This window comes from Marinomonas sp. GJ51-14 (assembly GCF_055808695.1).
In genome coordinates this window covers 2,603,827-2,629,757 of record NZ_CM147879.1, presented here as the reverse complement: position 1 = coordinate 2,629,757, position 25,931 = coordinate 2,603,827, and the positions used below count along the sequence as shown (strand labels likewise).

Below are 25,931 nucleotides of genomic sequence, written 5' to 3'. Positions count from 1 at the left end.
CATGAAAAAAACTTTAAAGAATACCTTTTTTAATCATACAGTTTTAAAGTATCGTTTTATTCGTTTCACTATCGTTGGCGGTGTCGGCTTTCTTATCGATTTATCCTGTATGCTGATGTTTTCTTTATGGCTACCTCACACAGTAGCTAGGGGCTTAGCTTTTTGGTTCGCCGCCACTTCAAATTGGTGGTGGAACCGGCATTTCACATTCATCCACCCCACAAATAATAAAGTAAGCAATAAAAAAGCCGCCATTTTGCAGTGGATGCAATTTCTCGGCAGCTCTATCTTGGCATTTATTCCAAACTGGGGGTGCTATGTTTTATTCTTAACCCTACAACCCTTGATATCCAATCCAACTATTTCTTTACTATGGCCTTATCTCGCTATGATTCCCGGTGTATTAATTGGAATGATAGCGAACTATCTATTAGCCCGCTTCTGGATATTCTCTAATCACACACTAATAAAACCATAATACTTCATTTCACTTTTCATCAGCGTATTCCGCAAAACGTTCAGCGGATTTATCATGCACTTGATCATGACGAGGCCAAGGCCAACCACCAAATTTCGTCACTTGATAGTCATTAAAGGCTTGTTGTAGTTCGGCTTTTGTATTCATCACAAAAGGTCCATGCTGCTCAACGTGCTCACCAATAGGACGACCTTGTAGCATAAGAAAACGAGCCTGTTTACCAAGGTTTTTTATTACTACGCAGGCATCACTTTTTAATACAAAAGCTTCATTGATCGAGCCTTCCACATCATCTAACTCAACCTTTTCACCTTCGAAAAAATAAAGGCTTCGATTCAACCCAGAAACCGCGGCAGGCAATGTCCATTCTCCACTTTCAGGCAGATCGATTATCCAGATTGCCACATGGCTGTCATTCTCAGCAGCCCATGAATTAGGCGGGCAAGGTGCTGCTATCACATCATCCAAAGTCCCTGCCACCACCTTAATAGACACCTCATTACCTTTAGTGTCTAACACTTTAACAATTGGTGTATCCTCATTCCACAACATAGCAAAATGTGGTGGAACCATTTTATTTTTACTAGGAAGGTTCAACCAAACTTGAAAAAGTTCAAGGAAATTATTGCCCTCTTCATTTAGCAAAGGAAACATTTCTGAATGTTGAATCCCCTCTCCTGCGGTCATCCATTGAGTATCACCTTCACCATAGCGACCAGAGGCCCCCATAGAATCCGCATGATCAACCCAACCTTTATTAACAATAGTTACCGTTTCGAAACCACGATGGGGATGCGCAGGAAAGCCCGGAATCTTTTTCCCGTGATACATTCGCCAACCATCCATACCAACAAAATCTTGGCCTAACATACGCCCCACCAAAGATGACGCAGGCCCCATATTGCCATCACCTTTAGGGTATTTATCATTATGAAATGCACAAAATAAGAAAGGATCAAAGGTTGGCCAAAACATATCCAACGGCAGACGTTTTAAAATAGAATCACTCATCACTTTCTCCACAAATCCGTCACTATTGAAATCATCATAGCACTCTCTTATACAATTGATTTATGCTGTTATTGGATCAAACCTATCAACTTTTCCAATAAACACTTCTAGTAAAAACGAGTCTTTTTCTCAGAAAGCGAAAAATGCCTACTAACCAACACCATCAATTTACACAGGAAAAATAATTTTCGATGTACAGCCTTCGTCATCATTATCAAATAGACTAAACTCACAATGATATTTCGCACAGATATCACGAACTATCATCAGCCCTAGACCATAACTTTCGCCACCAGGCTTTCCCTTCAAACCACAACCAGTATCAATAATACTAATTACACCATCTGACATTAGCATAGTCACACAACCTTCATCTGTACAAGCCAAGGCATTTTTAAGTAAATTTCCAATCAAGATATTTAAAGTCGGAATAGGCAATTTAGTAGCAACCAGACCTTCATTGATGATTTTTATTTCTACAGATTTACCCGATAAATACCCCCAATGCATTTGGCGGATATTTTCCAGTTCACTTACTTCAACAGAACGCTGGGGAATGGTCGATAAATCATCTTCGCGGGTTAATGACAATAAGGTGGTGATATAGTCTTCCATTTCCTGACAGGCTTGATTCATACGCAATCGCTGCCTCTCTAAAAAACCTTTCGAGTCGGACTTTCCTATCAATGTCACCGCCCCCTTCATCACCATCAGAGGTGTTCGTAATTCATGACTTGCATAACGATTAAATGCCCGCTCACGCTCAATCAAAGAACGAATCTGATCTTGATAATCATTAAGGCGCTCTACCAACTGATGCACCTCCCTTGTTGTCGCGCCATTTGGTAACTTGATCGCAGAAAGGTTGCTAGGGCTTCTCTCTCCAAGGCTCCTTGAAAGTTCAGACAATGGGTGAGTCAAACGATTTGATATACGCATTACAACCCACAAACTTACCACCAGCAACAACAGAGACAACACCAACTGGGTACTCTGAGTTTCGAACATCTGACTCTCGCTGGTTTCATAAATTTCATCGTAATGGAGTAAATACAGTGTTTTTTCCTCACCGTTTAACATCACAGTAGAGCGCATAGAGAACATTTCTAAACTTGTCTCTGATGCCTCATCCAACTCATAAGGCTTGTCATCTGTCATTCTGGAATTTAGAACAACACCTACTGGTAAATTGTCTTTTCCAACATAAGCCTCAGAAAATGGTGGCACAGCCATATAAGTAAGATCTGTGCCCTCTAGTAAATTAACTGCCGTATTTTTATCTTTTAACATACGGTTTTCAGCGTAAATCATTTCTATATCTTCAATCAGAGACTCAAACATAGAAAAGTGGAACGCAATGATGGCAAACGCAACAATAGAAAAATAAGTAAAGGTCAGCTGCTTAGCCGTTTTAATACGCTTCATTCTTCACCTTCCGCTATCAAGCGGTAGCCAACTTTGGAAACCGTTTTCAAATAAGCATGCTCAAAGGGTCGATCAATCAGGCTGCGTAATTGATAAATATGGCTGCGCAGTACTTTACTGTCTGGCTCTTCATCGCCCCACAAGGCATCACAAATTTCATCTTTGGATACGACATCTGGTGCTTTCTGAATCAGACATTTCAAAATAGTGTATTGGGAAGGGTTTAATGAATAGCGACTGCCTTCCCGTTGCAAAACTCGTGTACTCATATCCAAAGACAAATTACCGTAACTTAAGACACGATTTGCCACACTGCCTTTACGTCGTCTAACTAAAGCTTGTAATCGAGAATCTAGAATCTCTAAATCAAATGGTTTAACCAAATAGTCATCAGCCAAATTCGCAAAACCAGCCAGAATATCGTCCTTAGTATCCCGTGCGGTCAGCATCAATATTGGTGTATCAACCCCAACATCACGCAAAGATTTACACACTGTCAAACCATCCATTTTAGGTAACATCACGTCTAATATAATGGCGTCATAATGCTCGGTCTTAGCCAGTTCATAACCTTGTAGGCCATTGCTCGCATAATCTAAAACGTAATCCTTGATTTCAAAGTAATCAAAGATTATACCGGCAATGTCTTTATGGTCTTCCACTAAGAGTAATTTCATAGTTGTCTCTGCTGCCACTACGTAAAAATCGCCAGCCAAATACTGTCGACTAAGAATAAATAATTCACTCTTTTTAATACGCCATATTGTCCCATAAATACATGAAAAAAAAGTGAATCACCTTTTTGCGACAAACCAACTTTTAAGATGCCTCCATAAACCTTTTCCGCGTTAGGAGAACTCTAACCATGAACGCTATTCCATATAGAAAACATATGCACTCAACAGGTATTCATTCACCAGATATACAACAGGTACATTCAGCAGACGTACAACCTTTGGTCACAGTTATTATTCCATTCTTAAATGAAGCCGATGTTTTGGCTATTTGCCACCAAAGAGTCTGTGAAGCACTCACTAAATTACACCAGCATTGTGAGATTCTTTATATCGACGACGGCAGCCAAGATGACAGCTGGAGTTTAGTTAGCCAATTCAAACATCATTTACATCAGGTTCGCAGCTTACGTTTAAGCAGAAACTTCGGCAAAGAAGCTGCAATGAGCGCAGGAATGAAAGCGGCATCTGGACGCTGCGTTATTTTACTTGATGCTGATTTACAAGATCCGCCTGAGTACATCCCAGAAATGGTAAAAGCTTGGGAAAACGGTGCACAAATTGTCGAAATGCAACGCAGTGAGCGTCATGGTGAAAGTTGGTTAAAACGCGCCACTGCCCATTGTTTTTATCGTTTTATGTCTCAAATAAGCGATCACCCGATTACGGAAAACGTTGGTGACTTTCGCTTGATGGATCAAAAGGTCGTGAAGGTTATTAACACCTTGCCAGAACGAACACGTTTCATGAAAGGCTTACTTGCTTGGCCAGGATTTAAACGCATTATTTTAAAGTTCGACCGCGACCCTCGCCTCGCCGGAAACACAAAATGGAATTACCCAAAACTGATCCACCTAGCACTAGAAGGCATCACTTCGTTTAGTACCAAGCCATTACGTTGGGCGACAATGGCAGGCATGATGACATCTGCAATCGCCTTCATTATGGCCATTATCATTTTAACTAAAACCCTTGTTTGGGGGGATCCTGTTGTTGGCTACCCCTCTACTATTTTGATCATCTTATTCTTGGGAGGAATACAGTTACTCTCTATTGGTGTTCTTGGTGAATACGTTGGCCGCTTATTTATTGAGTCCAAACAACGCCCCTTATATGTACTCATGGAAGAAGCCACGACAAAACCCACCTTTCAGACAACCAAGCCTCTTCGGACAGATACTTTTCAAAATGCATCGTTTTCAATACAGGAATAAAGTAATGCCTAAGACACCTTTTAGACCATCGCTTAACTCGCAACCTTCCGTTAAGTTCCTTCTTTTTATACTAGGTAGCAGCTTGGTTATACGCTTTATATCCTTAGGCTTGTACCCACTAATGGATACCACTGAAGCAAGATACGGCGAAATGGCACGAATCATGTTTGAAACAGGTAACTGGATCACACCTATGTTTGACTATGACGTGCCATTTTGGGGAAAACCACCCATTTTCACTTGGTTAAGTGGGTTAGGTTTTAGTCTTTTGGGTATCAACGAATTTGCAGCACGGGTTCCACACCTTATTGTAGGATTAGCCATTCTTGGCCTTGTTTATGTGTTGGCGCGAGATAAATTTCAATCTAAGCCTATGGGGCTTTTCGCAGCGGCATTACTAGCTTCAACAATTTCTTTCATTTTACTAATTGGTGCAGTCATGACAGATACTGCACTGACTTTTTCTATTACTTTAAGCATGGTTAGCTTTTGGCAAGCCCAGAGACACTTTAAAAGCAATCAAGGTAAATATTGGGGGTATTTGTTCTTTATAGGATTAGCGTTAGGAATGTTATCGAAAGGCCCATTAGCCATAGCTCTGATTGGTATTAGCCTAACTATTTGGCTCATTCCAAATGGTCGCTGGAAGAAACTATGGCACGCGTTACCGTGGGGTTATGGAACTCTACTTTTTATTGTTATTTCAGTACCTTGGTACGCCATTGCTGAATACAAAACACCTGGTTTCTTAGACTACTTTATTGTGGGCGAACACATTAAGCGTTTCATTGTCAGTGGTTGGCAAGGGGACTTATATGGCACAGCTCATGAAAGAGCACGCGGCACTATTTGGATTTATGCCTTTATCGCTATGTTACCTTGGAGCCCGTTATTAATCTGGCAATGGATTCGCTCAATCAAAGAAGGAAAAGATACAGAGGAAAGCGTCGATGGCTTTGGCAGTTTCCTTTTGTTGTGGATGCTTTCACCCATGCTTCTATTTAGTTTTTCAGGAAACATATTAGCCAGCTACGTCATGCCTGCTTTACCTGCAATGGCATTGCTTTTGGTTCATCTTCACAAACAAAGACCATTAGCACAGTGGCTATATAAAGTGGGTGTCATTACGCCATTCCTACTTATTACTTTAGTGTGTACACTGAATTTTAATTGGATTCATCCACGCTCTGAAAACATGATTTTAAACGTTTGGAAACAGCAACCTGAAGCTACAGAAAGCGATTTATTCTATCTGCACAAACGGCCTTTCTCAGGCCAATATTATTCATCTGGTAAAGCCAAACAACGCTCAACAAAATTGGACTCTTGGCTACCCTCACAAACCAAGCCATTTTTCATAGTACAGCCCATTAACAAGCATACAAAATATGAAAACTGGTCATGCATAGAAAGGACACATACCGAAAAAAGCACGCTACTGTATTGCCGTCCTGAATTGAATAGATGAACAACTGAACTAGTCCTCTATTGAAATAATTTCACTTAACCAGTTAATAAAAACACGAACCCTAAGCGAGACCTGCCTGTTTTGTGGATACAAGACAGAAACAGGCATAATGGGAGGAGGAATGTTTGGTAAAACAACCTCCAGCCGCCCTTCTTTTAAGTGATTTTCAATTCGATAACGTGGGACTTGAATTAAACCAAGTCCCGCCAATGCGGCATCTGTATACAAATCAGCACCAGTAACTGAGACTTTATGAGACAACTCAATTTCTACAACGTCACCCTCAACAATAAAATCCAAATGGCTATCCATACCGACTAATGTCGACAAATAAGCCACTACATGGTGTTCTTTGAGTGATTCCAGTGTTGTTGGCTTACCGTACTGTTCAAAATACTCAGGACTGCCAACAGTAACTTGCTCCAACCTTGTAAGCGGTTTAGCGATCAGCGAAGAATCCTGTAAATTACCGGCTCTTAATACGCAATCAACCCCCTCCTTTACCAAATCAATCAAACGATCATCTTCACCTATATGCAAAGAAATATCAGGGTAACGTGCAACAAAATTTTGAATATGAGGCATAACAAAGTGCTTTGCTAATGTACCTTGCAAGTTAACCCTGAGTAACCCTTTCGGTGGTTTGTCTTGAAAGGCGTTATCCGCTTCCTCTAAGTCACTGAGAATATTTAAGCATCGACGGTAATAGGCTTTTCCCTCTTCAGTCATCCTCACCTGACGAGTGGTGCGCTCTAATAAACGTACGCCCAAACGTTTTTCTAATCGTTTAATCAAATTCGAAACCGTCGCTCTGGGAATGTGTAAATCCTCTGAAGCTTGAGAAAAACTGCCACACTGAGCAATACGAACAAACACCTGCATTTCTTGAAAACGATCCATTATCGCTCCAATTATTAATGTAAATGGAATTATTAAATCAAATATACGGCGATTATCTTTCCATTGAAACAATCTAGTCTATCTCTCGTGAACCAAGATAAAAAAATCATCACCCATATTTAGTTACTTAACTCCTAACATCAATAAAACGAGAGAAAACCATGACCACAAAAAATCAAAAAATTGCACTGATTACTGGTGCTTCCCGTGGCATTGGTGCGAGCATTGCTCAATACCTTGCCGACGACGGTTTTGCCGTTGTAATCAATTACGCTTCCAATGATGATGCAGCAAACGCCTTAGTCAGCAAACTGCTTGCTGAAGGCAAAACTGCCATCGCCATAAAAGCGGACGTATCAAAGTCAGACCAAGTAAAAGCGCTTTTTGATGAAATTGAAAAGACACTGGGAAAAATCGATGTTTTGGTAAATAACGCAGGCATATTGCAGACTCAATCACTCGCAGAAACATCAGACGAGCTATACACAAAAAGCTTTGCCATCAATACCCAAGGCGTATTCAACACCTTACGCGAAGCAAGCACTCGCATAAACAATGACGGAAAAATCATTAACCTATCCAGCACAACACTGGCCCTTAATTTACCTGGTTACGCGATTTACAACGGTACCAAAGCCGCCGTTGAAGCTTTCACCAAAGTATTTTCTAAAGAGCTCAGAGGCCGCAAAATTACGGTAAACGCTATTGCTCCGGGCCCTGTTGCAACGGATTTATTTTTGTCTGGAAAAAGTAAAGTGACGATTGAGACATTTGCAAAAATGGCACCACTAGAACGTCTAGGTCAACCACATGACATTGCAAAAATTGCTGCTTTTCTTACTCGTCCCGAAAGCAGTTGGATCAACGGACAAATAATAAGAGCTAATGGCGGCATTGCCTAAATGGTAGCTAGAGCAACGAAAATACGATTTATTGCCAAGCTATTGTCGATAAGTTTAGCCTACTTATTAAGCGCTTGCTCCAAGCCTTATACTCTCGATGCAGCAGGAAAGCCAACCATGCAGCCTTCAGTTACCTATTTATATTTATTGCGTCATACACCCTTTTTTAAACAACTAAACAATACCCAGCTACGCTGGGTAATTGGGCACTCTAAAGAATGGGAAATAGACAAAGGCGGTGTTATTGCCACAAACCAAAGCACACCAGACTACTGGTTGCTTCTTGATGGAAGCTGGCAACTTATTTGCCAACAACAGAATGTTTCAAAAGAAAAAAATCATACAAAGACATGGTTCCACCAAAGTGAAATTCAATTACCTTGTGAACTCGTGGCCGCATCGCCTAGCTTCGTAATGCGCATTCAGCATGATGAAATGCAAATCATGCTAGAAAATGGCTTTCCTTTTGAACTTAGCAAGTGAAAAGGCGTTACCTCAATAAAAAGGGAGTTCCCAATGAATTGGAAGCTCCCTTTTACATCTACTTGACCACTATAAGGATAATACAAAAGTCACATGGTGACAGAGCCATAACTTGGTTCAGAATGAGAGTTGCTTAACGCTTCTTGAGCATGGGGAATGTACATAACCGCTTCATTACTCTCTATAGAGCGTGGTTTCTCAGTCTCCCCTTTCCAAGCAATTTTACGTTCATCACGAGGCGAGACGCCAATGTGCTTTCGATAACAACGACTAAAATGCGGTGTAGAAATAAAGCCACAAGCCATAGATATTTCGACAATCGACATATTAGACTGCTTGAGCAGTTTACGTGCTCTTTCCAATCTTAAACGAAGATAATAACGGGAAGGTGAACAATCTAAATGACGATGAAACATGCGCTCTATTTGTCGACGAGAAACATCAACAAAGGAGGCTAACTCATCCAGCTCAATAGGCTCTTCCAAGTTATTTTCCATTAACTCGATCACATCCACTAACTTTGGGGTACACATACCAACACTATTAAATTGACGCATTGGCATACGTTGTTGATCTGACTCATTACGAATACGATCACAAATAAACATATCGGAAATGGCATTAGATAATCGAGGGCCATGCTGCTTTGTCATCATGTTTAAAAACATGTCCATTGGCGCACTGCCACCTGATGCCGTCATTCGATTTCGATCAATGGAAAATAAGCGGTTATTGCAGTTCACTTTGGGATAGGTTTCTTGCAACGCAGTTAAACACTCCCAATGTACACTACATTGATAACCGTCTAACAAGCCAGCGTAAGCAAGCACATAAGCGCCGGTACAAATACCACCAAGCTGAACCCCTTTACGAGACTGTTTTATGAGCCAAGAAACTTGTTTTGCAGAAAACCCACGGGTGATATCAACACCGCCAGCCACAATAATCAGATCAAAATCTGTATTATCTTGGATCGAATAATCCGGTGTTAAGCTCAATCCATCACTGGCAGTAACCGATTGCCCGTTTTCAGAAATTAAACTCCAACTATAAAGTTCTTCAGCAGACAACTGATTAGCCATGCGCAATGGCTCAATAGAAGAAGCCAAGGCGATCATAGTAAAATGATCGAGCAATAAAAAGCCTACTTTTGTTTTGCCTTTGGCACCAAAAGCGAGAGTTGAGTCTGTCGCCATTTCCATATTAATGTCCTCATATGTGTGCTGCTTACGTCTACCGCCTAGCGATAATTTATGCCTGCTGTTTTGCTTACCATTTTCTATCTATCCGTTAGATATACGAATAAGACAAAGCAAAATACAGACCATTTATTAAGCAACTCTTTCTTATTTTTAAGGAAACTCAAAGTCTTTATGGTATTACTGATTTTTATACACTCAATAAAGCGAACACTAGAGAATAAGCCGATTTGAGTTCGTATTCCGACAATTAAAGCTCAATATCTGGCACATAAAAAACAGAACACCATGCACTAATATAGAACAAGAACGCGCTTTTATTGAACGCTTATTTAATAAAAAACGCATATCCTTATTTCAAACAACCGCAAAGTAAGGCTAGGTATAGTTTAATACTCAATAACGACATCTGATTTCGGCACAGTACAACAAGATAAAACATAACCATCTTCAACGTCTTCATCTGTGATGCCACCATTATGATCCATCTGAGTTTCACCACTTTTCACTAAGACTTTACAAGTACCACAAATTCCCATACCGCAGGCTTTCGGAATCATTAAGTCAAGTTTCGCAGCTGCCGTATGTAAGGTTTCACCAGCGGTAACCTGAACACTCTTACCGCTGCCGGAAAATTCTATACGTAATAAATCGGCTTGGTTAACGGCATCAGCTTCGGCTTGTGCTACTTCTGCTTGCTCAATCGCGTCTTCCACAACACTAACTGGTGTTTCGCCAAAGGACTCTTCATGATAATGGGCCATATCGAAACCTCTTTCTTGAAGAAGTTTTTTTACCGCTTTCATATAAGGCGCAGGTCCACAACAGAAGATCTCACGCTCCATAAAGTCAGGTGATATCATATCCAGCTTGGCTTCATCCAAATAACCTCGATAACCTTGCCAAGGTAAACCGTTTTCCATGCGCTCAACAATTAAATACAAACCAAAATTATCCAAACGAGCTGCCATGTGATCCAGCTCACGAGGATATATCACATCTCGTGGAGAACGAGCACTGTGTATAAAGGTAATGTCGACATCCGCATTAGTATCAAACAACCAACGAGCCATAGACATAACAGGAGTAATACCTACACCACCAGATAACAGAAGCACCTTGTCTGATGGGAAATCAATGCAATTAAAATTCCCTACCGGACCATGAACAGCCAACTCCGAGCCCACGGTCAAATTATCATGCAACCAGTTAGACACTTCACCGCCAGCAACCCTTTTTACCGTAATAGAAAAGCTGTAAGGCACGGAAGGCGAACTCGAAATAGTATAAGAGCGCATTACCTGCTTGTTCTCAATCTCCAACTCTAAAGTGACGAACTGTCCCGGTTTAAAGAAGAACATCACAGGCTGATGCGCCATAAAACAAAAAGTGCGCACATCCCAAGTTTCATGAATCACCTTCACACAACGTACGTTGTGGCGGCCATTCATCCAAGTTTGAGTATTGACGGGTGCCAAGTAGTCAGCATTCACCAAAGGCGTCGAAGAGTCGGTCATAATAAGATCTCATAAATTAAATTAGTTATCGCACCGTTTCGAGCCATTTTGGAGGCAGTTGCTCAATCCGAGTTAACCCTAACCGACAATTTGTTGCTCATGGCAGTCAAGCCTAGACGACACAAGCCGTTGCGAGTCGATTTATGTATCAACTCATGTCGCTAACGGTCATTTATCTCCCTTTTAATTAAGCCAATATAGCCTCGTAATCAAACACGCTGAAAAACAGTCCAATCAATCTTTTTGTCATGAAGGCCCAGAAAGATGAATCAACACGACCTACTTAATGTTCGACATGCTTCACTTGATGAAGCCAAAACAGCCATGTCCGATATGCTGGACAAACGTCCTAGCAATTACTCATTAGACGCACCACTGTATAACGATCCACATATGTTCAGAGTCGACATGGAAGAGGTCTTCCAAAAAGAATGGCTTTTTGTCGGCATGACCAGTGAAATTCCTAAAAAAGGCGATTACATCACGGTTGAAGTGGGGCAAAATCCAGTATTAATTGTGCGTGATGCCGAAGGTAACGTGAATGCATTCCACAATACCTGCTCTCACCGTGGCTCGCTTATTTGCACAGAACACAGAGGCAAGGTCGCTAATCTCGTTTGCCCTTATCACCAGTGGACCTACGATTTAAAAGGCAATTTACTGTTTGCTGGCACAGAAATGAACCAAAATTTTGACAAAGGCCAACACGGTCTAAGACCCGCGTTTTGTAAAACGGCAGGCGGTTTTATCTTTGTCTGTCTTGGCAAAGAAGCACCCGAAGACGGTTTTGGCGAATTTCTAGAAACACTCGAAACTTACATGGAACCCTACGACGTTGAAAATACCAAGCTGGCTGTTGAATCAACCATGTTCGAAAGAGCTAACTGGAAACTGGTATTAGAAAATAATCGCGAATGCTATCACTGCTCTGGCAGTCACCCAGAATTGCTTCACACATTACTAGAATGGGATGACACAGAAGACCCACGGGCGACTCAGGACTTCTTAGACCATTATGCTCAACAATCTGGTCAATGGGACGCAGAAGGCATTCCTCACAAGCTGAAAAGCTTTGGGGAAGTACAACGTAACCGAATCGTGCGCATGCCATTAAAAAAAGACACCAAGGTTATGACAATCGATGGCTCCGCCGCCAGCAATAAAATGCTCGGCCGCATCAAAAATCCAGAGCTTGGCTCAATGCGAATATTGCATCTGCCCAACTCTTGGAACCACATGCAATCCGATCATTTTATCGTCTTTCGTGTGTTACCTGTTTCTGCTCAGGAAACCATAGTTACTACCAAATGGTTTGTTCACAAAGACGCCGTTGAAGGTGTCGATTATGAACCAGAAAATCTTCGCAAAGTCTGGGACGCAACCAATGAACAAGACAAGATACTCGGCGAGCGTAATCAGCTAGGTATCAACTCCATAGGTTACCGTCCCGGTCCTTATTCCGAAACCTATGAGTTTGGTGTCATCAACTTCTTAGATTGGTACTCAAACACCATCAAGAAAAACATGAAGATCACATAAATCACTTCAATATGCGACCGCTCCAAACTTCAAAAAAGCGAACCATGAGGTTCGCTTTTTTTTATCTTTTCTAGCATAGCTTTTAGAAGGGTATTATCATGACCGACATTAAAGACAACTCTCTACTGTCATTCAAATGATTTAATGTGGTGATACGCAAATGATAAAGTTAAAAGGTTTTACCAGTAATATTGTCCATCATGACCGCCAGCAAGGTTACAACGATAATCCAATTCATACACCAATTTATAATTCTGTTCCTTACGGCTATAACAGCACACAAGACTTGATGGATGTATTCCAAGGTAAAGCTTCAGGCCAAAGCTACGCAAGACAGTCAACGCCCACAACAGACAGTCTACAAAACATGATCTCAGGAACAGAACAAGGTATTGGCAGTTTAGTTTTTGCCACAGGTATGGGTGCATTAAGCGCAGTTTTCTTGAGTCTATTGAAGCAAGGCGACCATTTGATTGCGAGCCGGTTCTTGTTTGGCAATTCTTATAGCCTGATGACTACTTTAGAAAACTTTGGCATTGAAGTGACATTAGTCGATGCTACTGATGTGAATAATGTGATTGCGGCCAAACAAGATAATACGCTCATGGTATTTGTAGAAACCATTGCAAATCCTGGCACACAAATCGTTGATTTAGCCGCCATTGGTGATTGGTGTGAGCAGCAAGAATTAGTTTATGTTGTTGATAACACTATGACATCCCCTTATTTATTCCAGCCAATCAGAGTAAAAGCCAGCTTAGTCATGAACAGCTTGTCTAAATATTTTTGTGGTCATGGCACTGTATTAGGTGGCGCTATTACAGAAACAGGATTATACGATTGGACTAACTACCCTAATATTTTCGAAGCCTATCGACAGGGTGATAATCGAAAATGGGCGCTTACGCAGATAAAGAAAAAGCATTACGTGATATGGGTGGTACTCTAAGTTCAGACGGAGCTTACCAAATTGCAGTTGGTGCTGAAACAATGGCATTACGTATGGATCGCTCTTGCGCCAATGCGCTCGCTTTAGCAAAAATGCTGGACGCCCACGATAAAGTAGAAGCTGTATATTATCCCGGTCTGCCTTCTCACCCTCAACATGACAAAGCAAGCAATTGGTTCAAACACTATGGTTCGATTCTTAGTTTTGATCTAAAAGCGGATTACGATTGCGCGGCCTTATTAGATTCCATTGATATTATTATTAATGCTACACACCTAGGTGATAATCGTACCTTGGCGCTTCCAATGGCTGGAACTATTTTTTACGAAATGGGATCAGAAAATAGAGCGAAATCGGGTATCAGTGAAAAAATGATACGCTGCTCTATCGGTATTGAAGATACAGAAGATTTACTAGAAGGCTTTAAACTAGGACTAGACCAGTTATAATTTTTCAATAAAGCCTCTTCAAATAAAAAAGCGAGCCATTTCAAAATGGTTCGCTTTTTTAATTCTGAAACTTAAAATGCTCAAACGGGCTTACTTACACTTCATTATTTATCGCTAAATGCTTTAACAGCTTTTACAGAATCCGCTTCAGCAATCGATCTGCTCTTGTGCGAATGACCTTTTTCAACAACCGCTGAATCTTAGATGGATAATCTTGCAGTGTTTCAAGCTGACTGCATGTAGCAATACGTTGAGTATGCAAAAAAATGTTCTCAAATTCTGCGTTAAATTTCGCCTCTAAAAGCTTCTTAGGGTCATTAATCAACAAACCATTTTCTAAGTCTAACGACCAAGCTCTAGGGTTCACATTATTCCCTGTCAGTAGCATGGCACAGCGATCAACCCACAAACCTTTCAAATGATAGCTATTAACATCGTGCTTCCACAGATGGATCGATAATTGACCAGACCTTATGAATTTTTCATTAATCACAGAGAATTTTCGCAGATTAATTTCATACAAGTAAGGCAAGCCGGCAATGGCTTTAAACGGCTGATCAGGTGCGATGTAGAAATCATTGGCAGTTTTATCACCTACGACAATATCAACCTTTACTCCCCGTTTAATTGCGCAGCTTTACTTCTCGTAACACAGATTTCGGAAGGTTAAAGTAAGGTGTACATAAAACGATTTCTTCTTTCGCACTCGCCAATAAAGTAAGAATTTGCTTATTGAGTATATTATTACGTTTCCCAACACCGACTAAAGGCGTGACAGCAACATGACCCTCTTGAATCTGTTCCGTTTTTCCTCGATAAAAGGATCGACTCAATGCAATACGAAATTTGCGGATTGACGGTTTTATATCTTTGGTGCTTGGTAAACCTGTTTGTGAAAGATTTTGAACTGCTGCTTGGTCAATCATATCCTGACGTACAAAATCCGCCATACTGTCCGCCAAGGAAGCATTATGGATTATATGATAACGATCAAACCGATAACGGTCTTGATAATGCAGATAAACGTTATTCAAACTGGCACCGCTATAAATTACGGTGTCATCAACAACAAAGCCTTTTAGATGCAAAACACCAAATACTTCACGATTACGCACAGGCACGCCATAAACGGGAATCGTCACATCGTATTTATCAGCATAAGCCTGATAAAATGCCGCATTGCCTTTCGATTTTTCAGCACCGACAAGCCCTCGTTGAGCACGATGCCAATCAACACACACGGCAATATCTAAGTCTGGGTTACGCAACTTGGCTTCATAAAGTGCCGTTAGCACTTCTCGCCCTGCTTCATCGTCTTCAAGATAAAGGGTAACAAGATAAATTCTAGTGGTGGCCGTATTAATGGCTTCTAATAAATATTCGCGAAAATGACGAGCCGATTGCAAAACATCAAACTGGTGGGGATCAACCGAAAAAGTGGGCAATGTGCCAAGAGAATATCGAATGGGCATGATACGGAAGTGCTACCTTTTTTAAACAACAGCGAACTGTAACAAATTTGTTTGTTTTATGCTGTATGAATTCTCTTTATTGGTTTAATTCTTATTGATTCAAACCCAACTCTTTTTGTTTTTTCTTCGTCAAACCCAACGACACAATACGATAGGATTCTTGAATATAATAGGTTAACTCTTCGTCCAACTCTTTTGACCCTTCAAATTGTTGAATCCACTTCATACCACGGGAAGCAAGATAAGGCGCAGGCCTATAACCTTCTTTATTAGATAAAAAGTCATAGTTCAAATCCGATGTTTTGAATGTAAAAGCAGGCCCTTTGTCTTTATTCCAGCCGCCGATGGCAAATACCTTACCACCGACTTTCCAGACCTGAGAGTTTCCCCACTGAACAACATGGGTTGTAACAGGCAAAGAGCCACAAAATTGATTGAACTCATCATAGGTCATATTTTGATCCCTTTAGTTGAACTTTATGATAAGCGAAAAAGTATGCTATCAGTCAATTGAGTTCTTAATAAATTGATACATTTCCAATGCTTTATCTGAATTTTGGTGGTAACTTCGAAGAAAGCCATGGAAAAAGGAATGTAAGGTGAAACTATCAAATATATTGTCCACAGTTAATCAGGTAGAAAAATCCAAGTTTATTAACTTTCTAGATCGTATTTGCAGTGAAGCAATTTTACACGATAAAGAGTTAGCAAAACGCATCAACAACCTTGACGGTCAGATCAAAAATGCTTCCAGTGGAGAAATTATTCAGCTTTTTGAGCTCGTTCTCCCTTATTTTGAAAAAAGCGTTAAAGAACAGTTAGCGATGTTGGGCGCACAGGCTTCTCTCTTAACTAATATCGTTAGCCGTGATGGGAATTGTATTGCACGCCTTTCTTGGATCGAAACACTTTATACGAAAGAATGGACAGCTATTGATTCTAAAGCGAAAGAAGTAAAAAGCTTAATAGAAGGAACATTAGATGGAGAGACATTTAATGAGGCCAAGCGCCTAAACATTTATCATGCCTGTCTCAAAGAAGCCTATCTAAATGATGAAAAGAATAATCGAGAAGCAAAAATAACAGACGATGAAAGAAGTATTTTAAATGTCTTAGCCCATAAGCTCGATATTACTGCCGATCAAAAGTCAGCAGTTGAACATTTAGTGAATACTATCCCTCAAACGGGTGTTCAAGACTGCCTTAATACTCTACGAGAAGTTGGACTTGTGTTTGTTAGTCGTAAAAACCTTACCGTTTATGTGGCTGATGAAATAGTTACCATGCTAAATCGAATGCAGGGAAAAGAGCTTGCCGATAAACATCAACTACGCATTTTACGAACCTTAAGTGACTCCGAGTTATCAAATATCCTCAAGGCTCATGGTAAACGGATCAGAGGCGTAGAGCGAACAGAAAAAATTGAAGAAATCATCAAGATGGGATTACCTATATCTGAAATGTTACAGCAAGATATCAGCAGCCCTGACGCAAATACAAACGACAGAAAAGAACGGTTAAAAGTGCTTATTTCTGATTTAGATTTAGGTCTAGAAAAAATCGGGACAACATTAGACGAAAGAACCGATCTAATTATTTCATCTCTTAACTCTTCTGCTGAGAATGAATTTAATGCACTTAGTGCAACAGGCTTTAAAGAATTATTTTCAACATTAAAAACTCACTTCCCAACCCTCACGTCCGTTCTACATAAAGATTTCGAAATTGAAGACAATGAAGAGTTAGATGTAGACAAGCTCAGAGCCTTAAGTATTACACCTCACGACATTCTTTATATGCTATCAAACGAAGACATTAAATTAGTTCGTGACAGTATGGGAATGAGTAAGCGAGGAAACCCTCGTCTAGTCATTTTGGAAAGTTTTGCGGATGCAACAGACAAATTAATAGAAAACTATGCCTTACTCGCTAAGAGAGATCTTGCAGGTTTAAAAAATGAAGGGATAGAAATAAGCGAAGCAGATATAGGTGTTAAGTTCGAAGAAGTTACTAAAGCTATATTTGAACAGCTTGGCCTTGAAGTTGATGAAGATTTACGTCGCTCTATCAATACGGCAAAAGATAAAGCCGACATTATTCTTTCGTTGAGTGAAGATGATGTCATTATAGGCGAAGCTAAGACTTGCAAGAATGGAGATTTTGCTAAATATTCGACTACATCTCGACAAGTAAAAGCTTACGTGAGTCGTTGTGAATCATCTGGTAAACGTGTTGCTCAAGTACTAATCATTGCACCATCATTTTCAAATGATTTTGTAGAATCTGCTGAGATGGATACAGAAATAAATATCTCTTTGCTTGAAGCCGCGGGGTTAAAGCAAATACTAGATGCTTTCAAAGCAAGAAGAAATCCAAAATTTTCAGCTAAATTATTCACTAAAGGCGGACTATTAAAAGCGGACTTGATCGCAAAAAATGTTTGAGTCAATTAACCATTAGTAATGAAAAATGACATTCCCCAAAAAACGCATTTAAGAGGAATGTCATTTTTCAAACATGTTAATTAGTTTTCATGACTTTCGTTTTCATGGAACTGCTGCACCCACTCTTTTGGTGACAAGCCTGTTTTCTTACGAAACACTCTCGCTAACACAGAACCGTGTTCATAGCCCACTTTGTTTGCCACTAGGTTGACGGGCTTGTCTTGAATCAAAAGTTGCTGTGCGGTGGAAATACGTAAGTCGGTTAGAAAGTCATTCGGTGTTTGCCCTACTGTATCTCGAAATAGCTCTGAAAACTTGGAGCGAGACATAGCCGCACTTTCTGCCATTAAGTCCAACGTCCAGGCTTCTTCTGGCGCTTCTTGTAATTTCACCAAGGTCGGTGCTAAAGCAGGATGACTCAGCCCCGCCAACATACCTTGTATGACCAAGCCTTCTTCAGACAGTTTGCGCAGCATTTGAATGAGCAAGATGTCACACATTTTGCCTACAATGCTTTTTTGTCCAAGCCCCGTCGCGCCAATTTCACTGAACATCCAATCTACGGTATTCGCCATTGGCCCATCGTCTAGATTGAGATAAACCAATTTCGGTAAGCTAGACACTAATTGCTTTTGCTCTAAGGCCGTAAAGTTGATTGCCGCACAAATCAATTCTGCACCTTCGGTTTCATCGCCAATGACTTGATGATTCGTCGCGAACGGTAGAAGAATAACCGCAGGTTTATCAAACAACATTTTATGACCAGAATCACTCAAGACGGTTAACTTGCCTGAGCGAAGGTAGTGCAAATGGCCGCCCTTTTCCGTTTCTAATGAACCCAGTGTTTTCCCACCACAAAAACTACCACTAAAAATAACCTCAGATTGAATCGAAAAGTTATCAATAATATTTTGTAATTTGTTCACGAATACCTACTTAATTTGCCGATTTGGACGATTGGTTTCATTTTATGGCTATCTCGATGCCTTTCATGATTAAGAAATACATAAACTGATCTCATTCACTTAGGGGAATAAGTTAGTAAACACAACAAGCCATAAGTTCAACGGCTTTTCGCTAACGTCTCTTAATGTGTGGTTTTTAACAACTTATTGAAAGTAACGAAAGGAAAAAAACATGAACATTTCTAACTTGATCAAAAATACAGTGGCAGCAACGGTTCTTTTTGCCAGCGCAGCAAGCTTTGCAGCAGACATAGATGCAAACGCAGATGCCAATGACTTAGCGATTAAAGGTTATGACACGGTTGCTTACTTTACAATGAGTAAGCCAGTACTAGGCAGCCCTGAATTCACGTCTAATTACAAAAATGCGACCTTCCGTTTTGTGTCTGCAAAACACAGAGATTTGTTTAATGCAGACAAATCAAAATACGCACCTCAGTACGGCGGTTACTGCGCAATGGGTGTTGCCATGAACTTGAAGTTTGATACAGACCCAACTGCATGGAAAATTGCTGACGGTAAATTGTATTTGAACCTTAACAAAGACGTTCAAAAAGCGTGGTTGAGAGATGTTCCAGGCAACCTAATTACATCAGAAAACAACTGGCCAGAACTAAAAGGTTTAACACCTGCAGAAGCAAAAGCAAAAAATGGCTAATCCACGTTAATGATTGAGCATTGATAGACGGGGACTGTTCCCCTTCAGTTTTTGTCTATATCTAAAATAGTTTGGTCACTTTGATTAAACCAGTGTTTCTCCCCTTCGAGACACTGGTTTTTTTATAAAAAATTCAAACGTCTATACTTATCAAAGGCATTTCATTACTCTGCTCTTTTAATTAGCAATTAGGCACATCAAAGTCGACAGGCTCATCCGTATAAACACACACATCCCAATCGACGGCTAAACCATCTTCTGGGTCACTAACAGTGCGCTTCGAAACTTGCCATATCGGCCCTACTTGCATTAAAAGCTTTTATCATCTGCAAATGGACTCTCAATATGCCTCATGACAATATATTGCAAACAACCATATTCTTATCACATCACTAAATTTTGATACAAAAAAAGAGCACAATTCGAAATAAGACTAACGCCCAACTTCTATGCTCTTTTTTAGTACTCGCAAATTCAGATAATAAGTGCACCACTCATGGTTGAGTAGGTGACGAGAGATCAACTGCCCATAGGTGGTATTCTAACGTCGCCAAACAATTAGAGTATTACCATGAGCTATAAGCAGTTGATCGAAGGACAACGATATCAGATTCAAGCCTATCTGAGCCAACATTTAAGTTACAGAGAGATTGGCAGGCGACTTAACATCAGTCATTCCAGTATCAGTCGAGAGTTAAAGCGGCATACTATCAATGGCACTTATGAGCCTAATGTCGCACAGCGCCGTGCTCAACATCGACGACACTGTGCTGCGAAAAGCCAGATATCACAGAAAACCATCGATTATGTTGAGTTTGGTCTAGCGCTAAAATGGAGCCCTGAACAGATATCAGGTGTAAGCCATTTAATAGGCTTACCTGTCAGTCATGAATGGATTTATGGCTATGTGCAAAGAGACAAGCGTCAAGGTGGAAAACTGTACAAGCATTTACGACACAACGGTAGGCGATATCGAAAAGGAAAGCATACCAAACGGGTCATTATTCCTAATAGAGTTGGTATCGAAGAACGCCCTGATATAGTGGATAGCAAGCAGCGTTTTGGTGACTGGGAAGTCGATACCGTTTTAGGCAAGCAAGGTACTGGAGCGATTGTTAGCTTGGTTGAGCGGAAGAGTAAGATGTACTTAATCCGTAAAGTGCCCAAGAAAAGTACTGAAGATGTGTGTCGAGCGGTTGGTGCTATGCTGTGGCGCTATCGTCGTCACGTGCATACGATTACCGCAGATAACGGAACAGAGTTTTGTGCCCATGAAAGCATTGCTCAAAAACTGAAGGCCGATGTGTATTTTGCTAACCCTTACGCTTCCTGGGAGCGCGGCTTAAATGAAAATTTTAACGGTCTGCTGAGGCAATATATCCCTAAGGGAACCGATCTTAGGACAGTGACAGATGAAGAAGTTGCGAAGGTACAAAGGTCACTAAATCTGAGGCCAAGGAAGTGCCTTGGCTATAGACAACCTGCGGTCGTGTTCGATGAACTACGAAGTGCAGCGTAATTTAGGGAGTGGTGCACTTCGGAGTTGAATTCGCGCTCTTTTTAATACTTGGTCATTTAATTTTTAATTCGTAATATCAATCCGCTACTCGGCTATATTTTTCTACCGATACATATCCATCAAAATAATAAAGACACGAAAAATTACCGTCTTTATTGTTATTAACCAAATAACAGGTGTAATCCTCTGCCTCTGGTTCAGACAAGGCCACATCACAGGAATCTCTGTCTTGATCCTGACCGTTGATTAATAAGCTATTCCCTTCATGTTTCCAAACATAATTAGAAACATATAATTCACACATATTCTCTTCATCGCGGAAAGAATAGACTCCGGTACCATCTTCTTTGATATTGTCTTGGTTGCCGGGCGTGTCATCCACATCGCATCCTTCATCTTCCCCCATGAATACCAAATTGTATGTTCCAATCAAATCCAGAGGTTGATATGTCGTTTTATCAAAGTAAGCATCCGATGTTGATGTCAAACCAGCTTGATCAATCTTCATAATAAAACTGCTTTTCATGTCCAAACTTTGAAACATATGAGCCATTTCATATTTCATTGTACAAGCATTATCAACATGGGTTTCGGCAAGCAAAGGATCTAGCTCGCCGGACCCCAGCAACTCACCCAATTTATGAAAGTCTGCCGAGATGCTAACCAAACCATTATTATTAATTGGCTCTGTTACTAACTTATTTGCTATCAGAGTTGAATGCTCACCTGAGAAAACAACCAAGTGCTTACCTTTAATCGCAGCCTTCACATCGACATCAGTTTCCGCAGGCAAGTCTAATAACACTTCATTGCCATTTTCAGACAAGGTAATTTGAGGTGTTAATGGGAGTTTTTTAGCCTGCTCAAATAATGCGACAGGGTTTTCTGCAGCAACACTGATTAAGAAATCGATAGATTCAGGAAGTACGCTGCCTTCTTTCATTTTCAGATCAAAAAGCGATATACCAATGCCTTTCATTCCAGCAGCCGCCGACGCTTCATTTAGAAGTGCTACTGGCATAGCACTCATCACGTCTTCTTTCATATATTGTAAGGGGGCACATTTGAACTCAGTGCCTTGGAACTGAACAAGAAGAGATACAAGCTCTTTCCTTAGATCATCAGAGTTCAATCCTAGACCGAATGCAAACAACTTATCATCAACGACCATACTGTGAGCTGATAGATGTCCCTGAGCATTTTGAAGAGACAAACTAACCGCTTGATTTTTTAACTCTAGAACCGAATGCGTTGTATAAAAAGCGGATTCTGAATCCGATTCTAATACCTGATAACCCGTGACAAAACGCGGTACCGAAGCAATCAGTTCAGAGTATTCAACGCGGCACTCTGTCGATAACTCACGTTGTAATCGAGCCATATCTCTTTTCGGTAAAAATTCCGTTAAGTCATGACCTAAGCGACTTTTTTCTGGGAACAAAAAGGCATCAACAATACGGTCAATTTGAATAAAACCAATCATGTCATTCGTATAGCTGTACTGCTCTTTAAGCGTTTCGATGGTTCCATTTGTTGCCAATGACGACTCAGGTTTCGTGATACCTAAACGCTGTTGTTTCTCTTCTAATTCATCATTACTGTTTAAAAAAGTAATCACTACACCGTTTTCATTATTCAATACAGTAAGGTACATCTTTTCGTTTTCGTTGCCTTCACCAAGCATCCATAGGCGTACTTTTTCATCACCTATGTTTTCCCAACTGTATTTCCAGCCACTGTCTTTCACAGCTTCTTCAATTAGATTATCAACGGCTTCAACATTGCCAACATTAATGCGTATTACAGGAAAAAGACCATCACTAAATACAGCATAAGCACCGGTTAAAGGAATACCGGTTAACTTAGCTAAATCCACTAAACCACTTTCATTAGCGCTTTTGTATTGGCCTAAAAAATAGGTGAAAAATTTTGCTTCTGGCGAATCATATTCATTTAATGAAGACAGTGATTCATTTAACCAACCTGAAAATCGCGGGGAAGATTCTAAGACAGAAAAGCTGTCCATAACGTCTGTCAGTTTTTCTGTCGAATCACCACCTATGTAATAAGCCGTATCAGCAGGTACATAGATTAAAATATCTTCTTCATCTGAAGAAAAGAACGAAGGTAATAAAGAAGAAAACCACCCAGATCCAGCCGCTAAAACACTCATTGATAGGCAACTACCAACAAGAAGCGCTAAAATTTTTCGCATACAAAAGCCTCTGCAATCAAAATCTTATTAAATAAATATGGATGGAGAGTAACATAAGGGAGTTTTGATATCTGAAAATAAACGCGATTTTTGTCAGATAAGACAAAGAGATACGCATATATTTTCACGCCTTAGTGAATAACTTATTATCTAAATTTAGGTCTGAATTAAACTATAACCTAAAGCTTATCGTAATAATCGCCCGCTCTGTGTCTAAAAAACACATTGCAGTACTCAAGCTCAACATTTAATGGCGCTTTGCTCAAAACGTTAACATAGGGATTTAACTCTAGCGTCACAGTAACGGCTTTAGACAACAATAATTCATCATAAAGAGCACGCTTACGCTTTTCATTATCTGAATACGGCATACGAATAACAATATTTTCATTACAATTTGGAGCGTCTATAGGGAAATACTGCTTCGGAACAAATACTTCAAATTGCCCCCTTCATTAAAACCGTATTCCGCGTTGATTGAATACTGGTTTGGCGTCAGATCATATTGTATATGGTAATAGTCTGAATACTTTCCTGAACTGACACTTATTTGCTGAGCGAAAAGTGGGAAGGCAGCGCACAAAAATACGATGATTGATAAAGTCTTCATGTGATCCTGTCAGTAACACCTCATTCCAGAGGCAAAAGATTGTTGGCAACAATATTGAGAGACGAAAACAGTAAACGGTTAAGAATCCGATTTTAAAGCCTTATATACAATGTTTAGTTACTTGTACTTAAACATTGAGCCCGCATTGAACTACCTGCTGATTGATATAAACCTGAAAATAAACCGCATGGCCATTTTGTTTTTGTGAGATCGATATACCAGTACGGAGGCTCAATAGAGCAAGAAGAATACTCAACGAACCTCCATTTTCCGTTAGTTTTGTTCAGTACTGCCCATAAGTTCTTATCGAGATTGGAATCGCAGGCTTCTACTTGCTCCCAATCAATCTCTGAACCATCGTTTCGATAGATTTTTCCATAAGCCAGAGCCCACATCCCATCTATATTAAGATTTCTGTATTCAATCGATATCGATTGTTCCGTTACCTGCTCAGATCTGATTTTAATAGTTTGTTTTAACTCTGAGATATCGCCCCCCCAAGCAAGTTGAGTGAAAATCAATAATAATGGGAAATACAATCTCATGATGAACCTATGTACAACGACGCAATAATTTACGATCTGAGGCGACAGAGTAAGGCTGTCAAATTGATCGTCTTGTAAATTGATACTAAAACGCTTTCTCTTTTTCTACTAGTATAAACGCGCAAACACAAAGAACTCAGGGACAAAGTAAAAAGCACCTTATAAAGCGCTTATCACTCTCCCCCAATAATTTTTCTCTAAGTGCTTTACCTAGCTAGCCATAAATTTTTCAAGTTTGGATTTCAATACCAGTGACATCATTAACCCCATAAATAATCCAAACGGTAAAGCCGCAATAAAAGCCTGTTGCCATGCCGTTATAAAGGCTTCCGTATTTGTAAATCCAGTTAAATTTGCTGTAGTACTTACCGCCAATATTGACTCCATAACAAAGGCCATAAAAACCCCAGTCATAATTTGATGGAAGATTTTACGCGCGTTAGGGAAAAGCATCTGAAGAAGTTTACTGATGAGAGTCATAAACAACAAACCAGCAGGTGCCATGACCAAAACCGCAATGGCAAACGATGAAAGCCAATCAATCCAGAAACTCTCTCTAAAACCGACATTCATATAGGTCATAATTCCTGTCAGCGTGCCGCCAACAAAGCTCATCAAACAGGCTAAGATTAGAATTTTTTGATAGAGTGGTTTTTTCATTGAGTCCGTTTTTATGGTGGTATTTGACATGTATTTCCCTCAGAGATTGAATCTGCTTTGCAATTAGTTGATAATAGCAACAATAATGAAACTAGATGATAATGTCAACCATATAGATTAAGGTTTGTATCATGTTTAAAGGCATCAATATCGAGGCGACTTTTCATTTAGCTCACGCAATCAAACAAGAGCTTAGTAGTCAGCTGGAAATCCAAAATCTAGGCATTAGCCCTATGCACGTTCGGGTTTTAAAAGTTATTGGTCAAACACACTCATCAACCGCAATGGACATTGCGGGCTTGTTTAAGCGAGACAAGGCGCAAATCACACGCTTAGTGAATCACCTTATTGATCAAGAGTTGATTACAAAAAAACCTAACCCGAACGATAAACGCAGTCAGTTTCTGGAGTTAACCGCGACAGGAGAAGCCCTACAAAAAAATTAAAAGCCTTATCAGATAAGATGGAAAGTCGGATGATTGAGGGAATCAAAGAAGAAGATCTGGAGATCTTCACCCAAGTTGCTCAACAGATGAAAAGCAACCTAACAGACCACTCCTAGTAATAATTGAGTC

Annotated in this window: 27 protein-coding genes; 12 read left to right on the top strand and 15 right to left on the bottom strand. The window is 40.2% G+C overall.

Features of this window, described 5'->3' with window-relative positions; all coding sequences use genetic code 11:
• Position 1 precedes the first annotated feature (1 nt).
• Entirely contained in the window at positions 2-478 is a 477-nt protein-coding gene (locus AC0L3Y_RS12655) for a GtrA family protein (protein ID WP_473463923.1), read from the top strand.
• 9 nt (positions 479-487) lie between these two features.
• Here AC0L3Y_RS12655 and AC0L3Y_RS12650 read toward each other — a convergent pair whose 3' ends face one another.
• From AC0L3Y_RS12650 to AC0L3Y_RS12640, 3 genes are all read right to left on the bottom strand, one after another.
• Positions 488-1,489, bottom strand: a complete 1,002-nt coding sequence (locus tag AC0L3Y_RS12650) for a pirin family protein (protein ID WP_473463919.1) — start codon at positions 1,487-1,489, stop codon at positions 488-490.
• Between the two features lie 168 nt (positions 1,490-1,657).
• Positions 1,658-2,914, bottom strand: a complete 1,257-nt coding sequence (locus AC0L3Y_RS12645; protein ID WP_473463914.1) for a sensor histidine kinase — start codon at positions 2,912-2,914, stop codon at positions 1,658-1,660.
• A complete protein-coding gene (locus tag AC0L3Y_RS12640) occupies positions 2,911-3,591 on the bottom strand; it encodes a response regulator transcription factor (protein ID WP_473463909.1) in 681 nt (226 codons plus the stop codon). The genes AC0L3Y_RS12645 and AC0L3Y_RS12640 overlap by 4 nt, the downstream gene beginning before the upstream one ends.
• Positions 3,592-3,779: 188 nt before the next feature.
• Here AC0L3Y_RS12640 and AC0L3Y_RS12635 point away from each other — a divergent pair, with 188 nt between their 5' ends.
• Positions 3,780-4,862 (top strand): glycosyltransferase family 2 protein, encoded by a 1,083-nt coding sequence (locus AC0L3Y_RS12635; protein ID WP_473463905.1) that lies wholly within the window; start codon positions 3,780-3,782, stop codon positions 4,860-4,862.
• 121 nt (positions 4,863-4,983) lie between these two features.
• Positions 4,984-6,330, top strand: a complete 1,347-nt coding sequence (locus AC0L3Y_RS12630; protein ID WP_473463901.1) for an ArnT family glycosyltransferase — start codon at positions 4,984-4,986, stop codon at positions 6,328-6,330.
• Positions 6,331-6,339: 9 nt separating this feature from the next.
• Here AC0L3Y_RS12630 and AC0L3Y_RS12625 read toward each other — a convergent pair whose 3' ends face one another.
• Entirely contained in the window at positions 6,340-7,230 is an 891-nt protein-coding gene (locus tag AC0L3Y_RS12625) for a LysR family transcriptional regulator (protein ID WP_473463897.1), read from the bottom strand.
• Positions 7,231-7,391: 161 nt separating this feature from the next.
• Between AC0L3Y_RS12625 and AC0L3Y_RS12620 the strand changes: the two genes are divergently transcribed.
• Entirely contained in the window at positions 7,392-8,132 is a 741-nt protein-coding gene (locus AC0L3Y_RS12620; RefSeq protein WP_473463892.1) for an SDR family oxidoreductase, read from the top strand.
• Entirely contained in the window at positions 8,133-8,615 is a 483-nt protein-coding gene (locus tag AC0L3Y_RS12615) for a hypothetical protein (RefSeq protein ID WP_473463888.1), read from the top strand. It abuts the gene before it with no gap.
• A gap of 89 nt (positions 8,616-8,704) precedes the next feature.
• Here AC0L3Y_RS12615 and gbdR read toward each other — a convergent pair whose 3' ends face one another.
• Positions 8,705-9,817 (bottom strand): choline metabolism transcriptional regulator GbdR, encoded by a 1,113-nt coding sequence (gene gbdR / locus AC0L3Y_RS12610; RefSeq protein WP_473463884.1) that lies wholly within the window; start codon positions 9,815-9,817, stop codon positions 8,705-8,707.
• A gap of 386 nt (positions 9,818-10,203) precedes the next feature.
• Positions 10,204-11,331: an FAD-binding oxidoreductase gene (locus AC0L3Y_RS12605; RefSeq protein WP_473463879.1), complete on the bottom strand. Its 1,128-nt coding sequence runs from the start codon at positions 11,329-11,331 to the stop codon at positions 10,204-10,206.
• A gap of 264 nt (positions 11,332-11,595) precedes the next feature.
• Here AC0L3Y_RS12605 and AC0L3Y_RS12600 point away from each other — a divergent pair, with 264 nt between their 5' ends.
• The 3 genes from AC0L3Y_RS12600 (at position 11,596) to AC0L3Y_RS12590 (ending at position 14,268) form a co-directional block, all read left to right on the top strand.
• Positions 11,596-12,870 carry an aromatic ring-hydroxylating oxygenase subunit alpha gene (locus AC0L3Y_RS12600; protein WP_473463876.1) on the top strand — a complete coding sequence of 425 codons (1,275 nt, stop codon included), beginning with the start codon at positions 11,596-11,598 and terminating at the stop codon, positions 12,868-12,870.
• Positions 12,871-13,030: 160 nt separating this feature from the next.
• On the top strand, positions 13,031-13,819 hold the full coding sequence (locus AC0L3Y_RS12595; protein WP_473463871.1) for a PLP-dependent transferase: 789 nt from the start codon (positions 13,031-13,033) through the stop codon (positions 13,817-13,819).
• Positions 13,765-14,268 carry a PLP-dependent transferase gene (locus AC0L3Y_RS12590; protein WP_473463867.1) on the top strand — a complete coding sequence of 168 codons (504 nt, stop codon included), beginning with the start codon at positions 13,765-13,767 and terminating at the stop codon, positions 14,266-14,268. The genes AC0L3Y_RS12595 and AC0L3Y_RS12590 overlap by 55 nt, the downstream gene beginning before the upstream one ends.
• A 133-nt stretch (positions 14,269-14,401) precedes the next feature.
• On the opposite strand, the gene AC0L3Y_RS12585 is transcribed toward AC0L3Y_RS12590, so the two are convergent.
• From AC0L3Y_RS12585 to AC0L3Y_RS12575, 3 genes are all read right to left on the bottom strand, one after another.
• Positions 14,402-14,872, bottom strand: a complete 471-nt coding sequence (locus AC0L3Y_RS12585; protein WP_473470625.1) for a hypothetical protein — start codon at positions 14,870-14,872, stop codon at positions 14,402-14,404.
• A 19-nt stretch (positions 14,873-14,891) separates the two neighbouring features.
• The gene (pssA, locus tag AC0L3Y_RS12580) at positions 14,892-15,740 is read right to left on the bottom strand and encodes a CDP-diacylglycerol--serine O-phosphatidyltransferase (RefSeq protein WP_473463864.1); all 849 of its coding nucleotides are present in this window, start codon (positions 15,738-15,740) and stop codon (positions 14,892-14,894) included.
• A gap of 91 nt (positions 15,741-15,831) precedes the next feature.
• Entirely contained in the window at positions 15,832-16,194 is a 363-nt protein-coding gene (locus tag AC0L3Y_RS12575; protein WP_473463860.1) for an MmcQ/YjbR family DNA-binding protein, read from the bottom strand.
• Between the two features lie 145 nt (positions 16,195-16,339).
• On the opposite strand from AC0L3Y_RS12575, the gene AC0L3Y_RS12570 reads away from it, so the two are divergent.
• Positions 16,340-18,184, top strand: a complete 1,845-nt coding sequence (locus AC0L3Y_RS12570) for a hypothetical protein (RefSeq protein ID WP_473463855.1) — start codon at positions 16,340-16,342, stop codon at positions 18,182-18,184.
• 80 nt (positions 18,185-18,264) lie between these two features.
• Here AC0L3Y_RS12570 and AC0L3Y_RS12565 read toward each other — a convergent pair whose 3' ends face one another.
• On the bottom strand, positions 18,265-19,110 hold the full coding sequence (locus tag AC0L3Y_RS12565; protein WP_473463851.1) for a helix-turn-helix domain-containing protein: 846 nt from the start codon (positions 19,108-19,110) through the stop codon (positions 18,265-18,267).
• 211 nt (positions 19,111-19,321) lie between these two features.
• Here AC0L3Y_RS12565 and AC0L3Y_RS12560 point away from each other — a divergent pair, with 211 nt between their 5' ends.
• Positions 19,322-19,807, top strand: coding sequence for a YHS domain-containing (seleno)protein (locus AC0L3Y_RS12560; RefSeq protein WP_473463847.1), 486 nt, complete (start codon positions 19,322-19,324; stop codon positions 19,805-19,807).
• A gap of 181 nt (positions 19,808-19,988) precedes the next feature.
• Here AC0L3Y_RS12560 and AC0L3Y_RS12555 read toward each other — a convergent pair whose 3' ends face one another.
• Positions 19,989-20,117 carry a hypothetical protein gene (locus AC0L3Y_RS12555; RefSeq protein ID WP_473463844.1) on the bottom strand — a complete coding sequence of 43 codons (129 nt, stop codon included), beginning with the start codon at positions 20,115-20,117 and terminating at the stop codon, positions 19,989-19,991.
• Positions 20,118-20,378: 261 nt separating this feature from the next.
• Here AC0L3Y_RS12555 and AC0L3Y_RS12550 point away from each other — a divergent pair, with 261 nt between their 5' ends.
• A complete protein-coding gene (locus tag AC0L3Y_RS12550; RefSeq protein ID WP_473462002.1) occupies positions 20,379-21,326 on the top strand; it encodes an IS30 family transposase in 948 nt (315 codons plus the stop codon).
• Positions 21,327-21,402: 76 nt separating this feature from the next.
• Here AC0L3Y_RS12550 and AC0L3Y_RS12545 read toward each other — a convergent pair whose 3' ends face one another.
• From AC0L3Y_RS12545 to AC0L3Y_RS12530, 4 genes are all read right to left on the bottom strand, one after another.
• Positions 21,403-23,541: a hypothetical protein gene (locus tag AC0L3Y_RS12545; RefSeq protein ID WP_473463840.1), complete on the bottom strand. Its 2,139-nt coding sequence runs from the start codon at positions 23,539-23,541 to the stop codon at positions 21,403-21,405.
• 179 nt (positions 23,542-23,720) lie between these two features.
• Positions 23,721-23,912 carry a hypothetical protein gene (locus tag AC0L3Y_RS12540; RefSeq protein ID WP_473463836.1) on the bottom strand — a complete coding sequence of 64 codons (192 nt, stop codon included), beginning with the start codon at positions 23,910-23,912 and terminating at the stop codon, positions 23,721-23,723.
• 352 nt (positions 23,913-24,264) lie between these two features.
• Positions 24,265-24,696, bottom strand: coding sequence for a hypothetical protein (locus tag AC0L3Y_RS12535; protein ID WP_473463832.1), 432 nt, complete (start codon positions 24,694-24,696; stop codon positions 24,265-24,267).
• Positions 24,697-24,906: 210 nt separating this feature from the next.
• Positions 24,907-25,386, bottom strand: a complete 480-nt coding sequence (locus AC0L3Y_RS12530; protein WP_473463828.1) for a DUF2798 domain-containing protein — start codon at positions 25,384-25,386, stop codon at positions 24,907-24,909.
• 101 nt (positions 25,387-25,487) lie between these two features.
• Here AC0L3Y_RS12530 and AC0L3Y_RS12525 point away from each other — a divergent pair, with 101 nt between their 5' ends.
• Positions 25,488-25,802, top strand: coding sequence for a MarR family winged helix-turn-helix transcriptional regulator (locus tag AC0L3Y_RS12525; RefSeq protein ID WP_473463824.1), 315 nt, complete (start codon positions 25,488-25,490; stop codon positions 25,800-25,802).
• Positions 25,803-25,931 lie beyond the last annotated feature (129 nt).

Excerpts from the sequence above, each read along its gene's own strand:
- pssA (WP_473463864.1), bottom strand. The coding sequence starts at position 15,740 with ATGCCCATTCGATATTCTCTTGGCACATTGCCCACTTTTTCGGTTGAT.
- AC0L3Y_RS12625 (WP_473463897.1), bottom strand. The coding sequence starts at position 7,230 with ATGGATCGTTTTCAAGAAATGCAGGTGTTTGTTCGTATTGCTCAGTGT.
- AC0L3Y_RS12555 (WP_473463844.1), bottom strand. The coding sequence starts at position 20,117 with ATGCAAGTAGGGCCGATATGGCAAGTTTCGAAGCGCACTGTTAGTGAC.
- AC0L3Y_RS12575 (WP_473463860.1), bottom strand. The coding sequence starts at position 16,194 with ATGACCTATGATGAGTTCAATCAATTTTGTGGCTCTTTGCCTGTTACA.
- AC0L3Y_RS12590 (WP_473463867.1), top strand. The coding sequence starts at position 13,765 with ATGGGCGCTTACGCAGATAAAGAAAAAGCATTACGTGATATGGGTGGT.
- gbdR (WP_473463884.1), bottom strand. The coding sequence starts at position 9,817 with ATGGAAATGGCGACAGACTCAACTCTCGCTTTTGGTGCCAAAGGCAAA.
- AC0L3Y_RS12595 (WP_473463871.1), top strand. The coding sequence starts at position 13,031 with ATGATAAAGTTAAAAGGTTTTACCAGTAATATTGTCCATCATGACCGC.
- AC0L3Y_RS12550 (WP_473462002.1), top strand. The coding sequence starts at position 20,379 with ATGAGCTATAAGCAGTTGATCGAAGGACAACGATATCAGATTCAAGCC.
- AC0L3Y_RS12560 (WP_473463847.1), top strand. The coding sequence starts at position 19,322 with ATGAACATTTCTAACTTGATCAAAAATACAGTGGCAGCAACGGTTCTT.
- AC0L3Y_RS12540 (WP_473463836.1), bottom strand. The coding sequence starts at position 23,912 with ATGCCGTATTCAGATAATGAAAAGCGTAAGCGTGCTCTTTATGATGAA.
- AC0L3Y_RS12535 (WP_473463832.1), bottom strand. The coding sequence starts at position 24,696 with ATGAGATTGTATTTCCCATTATTATTGATTTTCACTCAACTTGCTTGG.
- AC0L3Y_RS12525 (WP_473463824.1), top strand. The coding sequence starts at position 25,488 with ATGTTTAAAGGCATCAATATCGAGGCGACTTTTCATTTAGCTCACGCA.
- AC0L3Y_RS12640 (WP_473463909.1), bottom strand. The coding sequence starts at position 3,591 with ATGAAATTACTCTTAGTGGAAGACCATAAAGACATTGCCGGTATAATC.
- AC0L3Y_RS12655 (WP_473463923.1), top strand. The coding sequence starts at position 2 with ATGAAAAAAACTTTAAAGAATACCTTTTTTAATCATACAGTTTTAAAG.
- AC0L3Y_RS12620 (WP_473463892.1), top strand. The coding sequence starts at position 7,392 with ATGACCACAAAAAATCAAAAAATTGCACTGATTACTGGTGCTTCCCGT.
- AC0L3Y_RS12650 (WP_473463919.1), bottom strand. The coding sequence starts at position 1,489 with ATGAGTGATTCTATTTTAAAACGTCTGCCGTTGGATATGTTTTGGCCA.
- AC0L3Y_RS12600 (WP_473463876.1), top strand. The coding sequence starts at position 11,596 with ATGAATCAACACGACCTACTTAATGTTCGACATGCTTCACTTGATGAA.
- AC0L3Y_RS12645 (WP_473463914.1), bottom strand. The coding sequence starts at position 2,914 with ATGAAGCGTATTAAAACGGCTAAGCAGCTGACCTTTACTTATTTTTCT.
- AC0L3Y_RS12545 (WP_473463840.1), bottom strand. The coding sequence starts at position 23,541 with ATGCGAAAAATTTTAGCGCTTCTTGTTGGTAGTTGCCTATCAATGAGT.
- AC0L3Y_RS12615 (WP_473463888.1), top strand. The coding sequence starts at position 8,133 with ATGGTAGCTAGAGCAACGAAAATACGATTTATTGCCAAGCTATTGTCG.
- AC0L3Y_RS12530 (WP_473463828.1), bottom strand. The coding sequence starts at position 25,386 with ATGTCAAATACCACCATAAAAACGGACTCAATGAAAAAACCACTCTAT.
- AC0L3Y_RS12630 (WP_473463901.1), top strand. The coding sequence starts at position 4,984 with ATGGATACCACTGAAGCAAGATACGGCGAAATGGCACGAATCATGTTT.
- AC0L3Y_RS12605 (WP_473463879.1), bottom strand. The coding sequence starts at position 11,331 with ATGACCGACTCTTCGACGCCTTTGGTGAATGCTGACTACTTGGCACCC.
- AC0L3Y_RS12635 (WP_473463905.1), top strand. The coding sequence starts at position 3,780 with ATGAACGCTATTCCATATAGAAAACATATGCACTCAACAGGTATTCAT.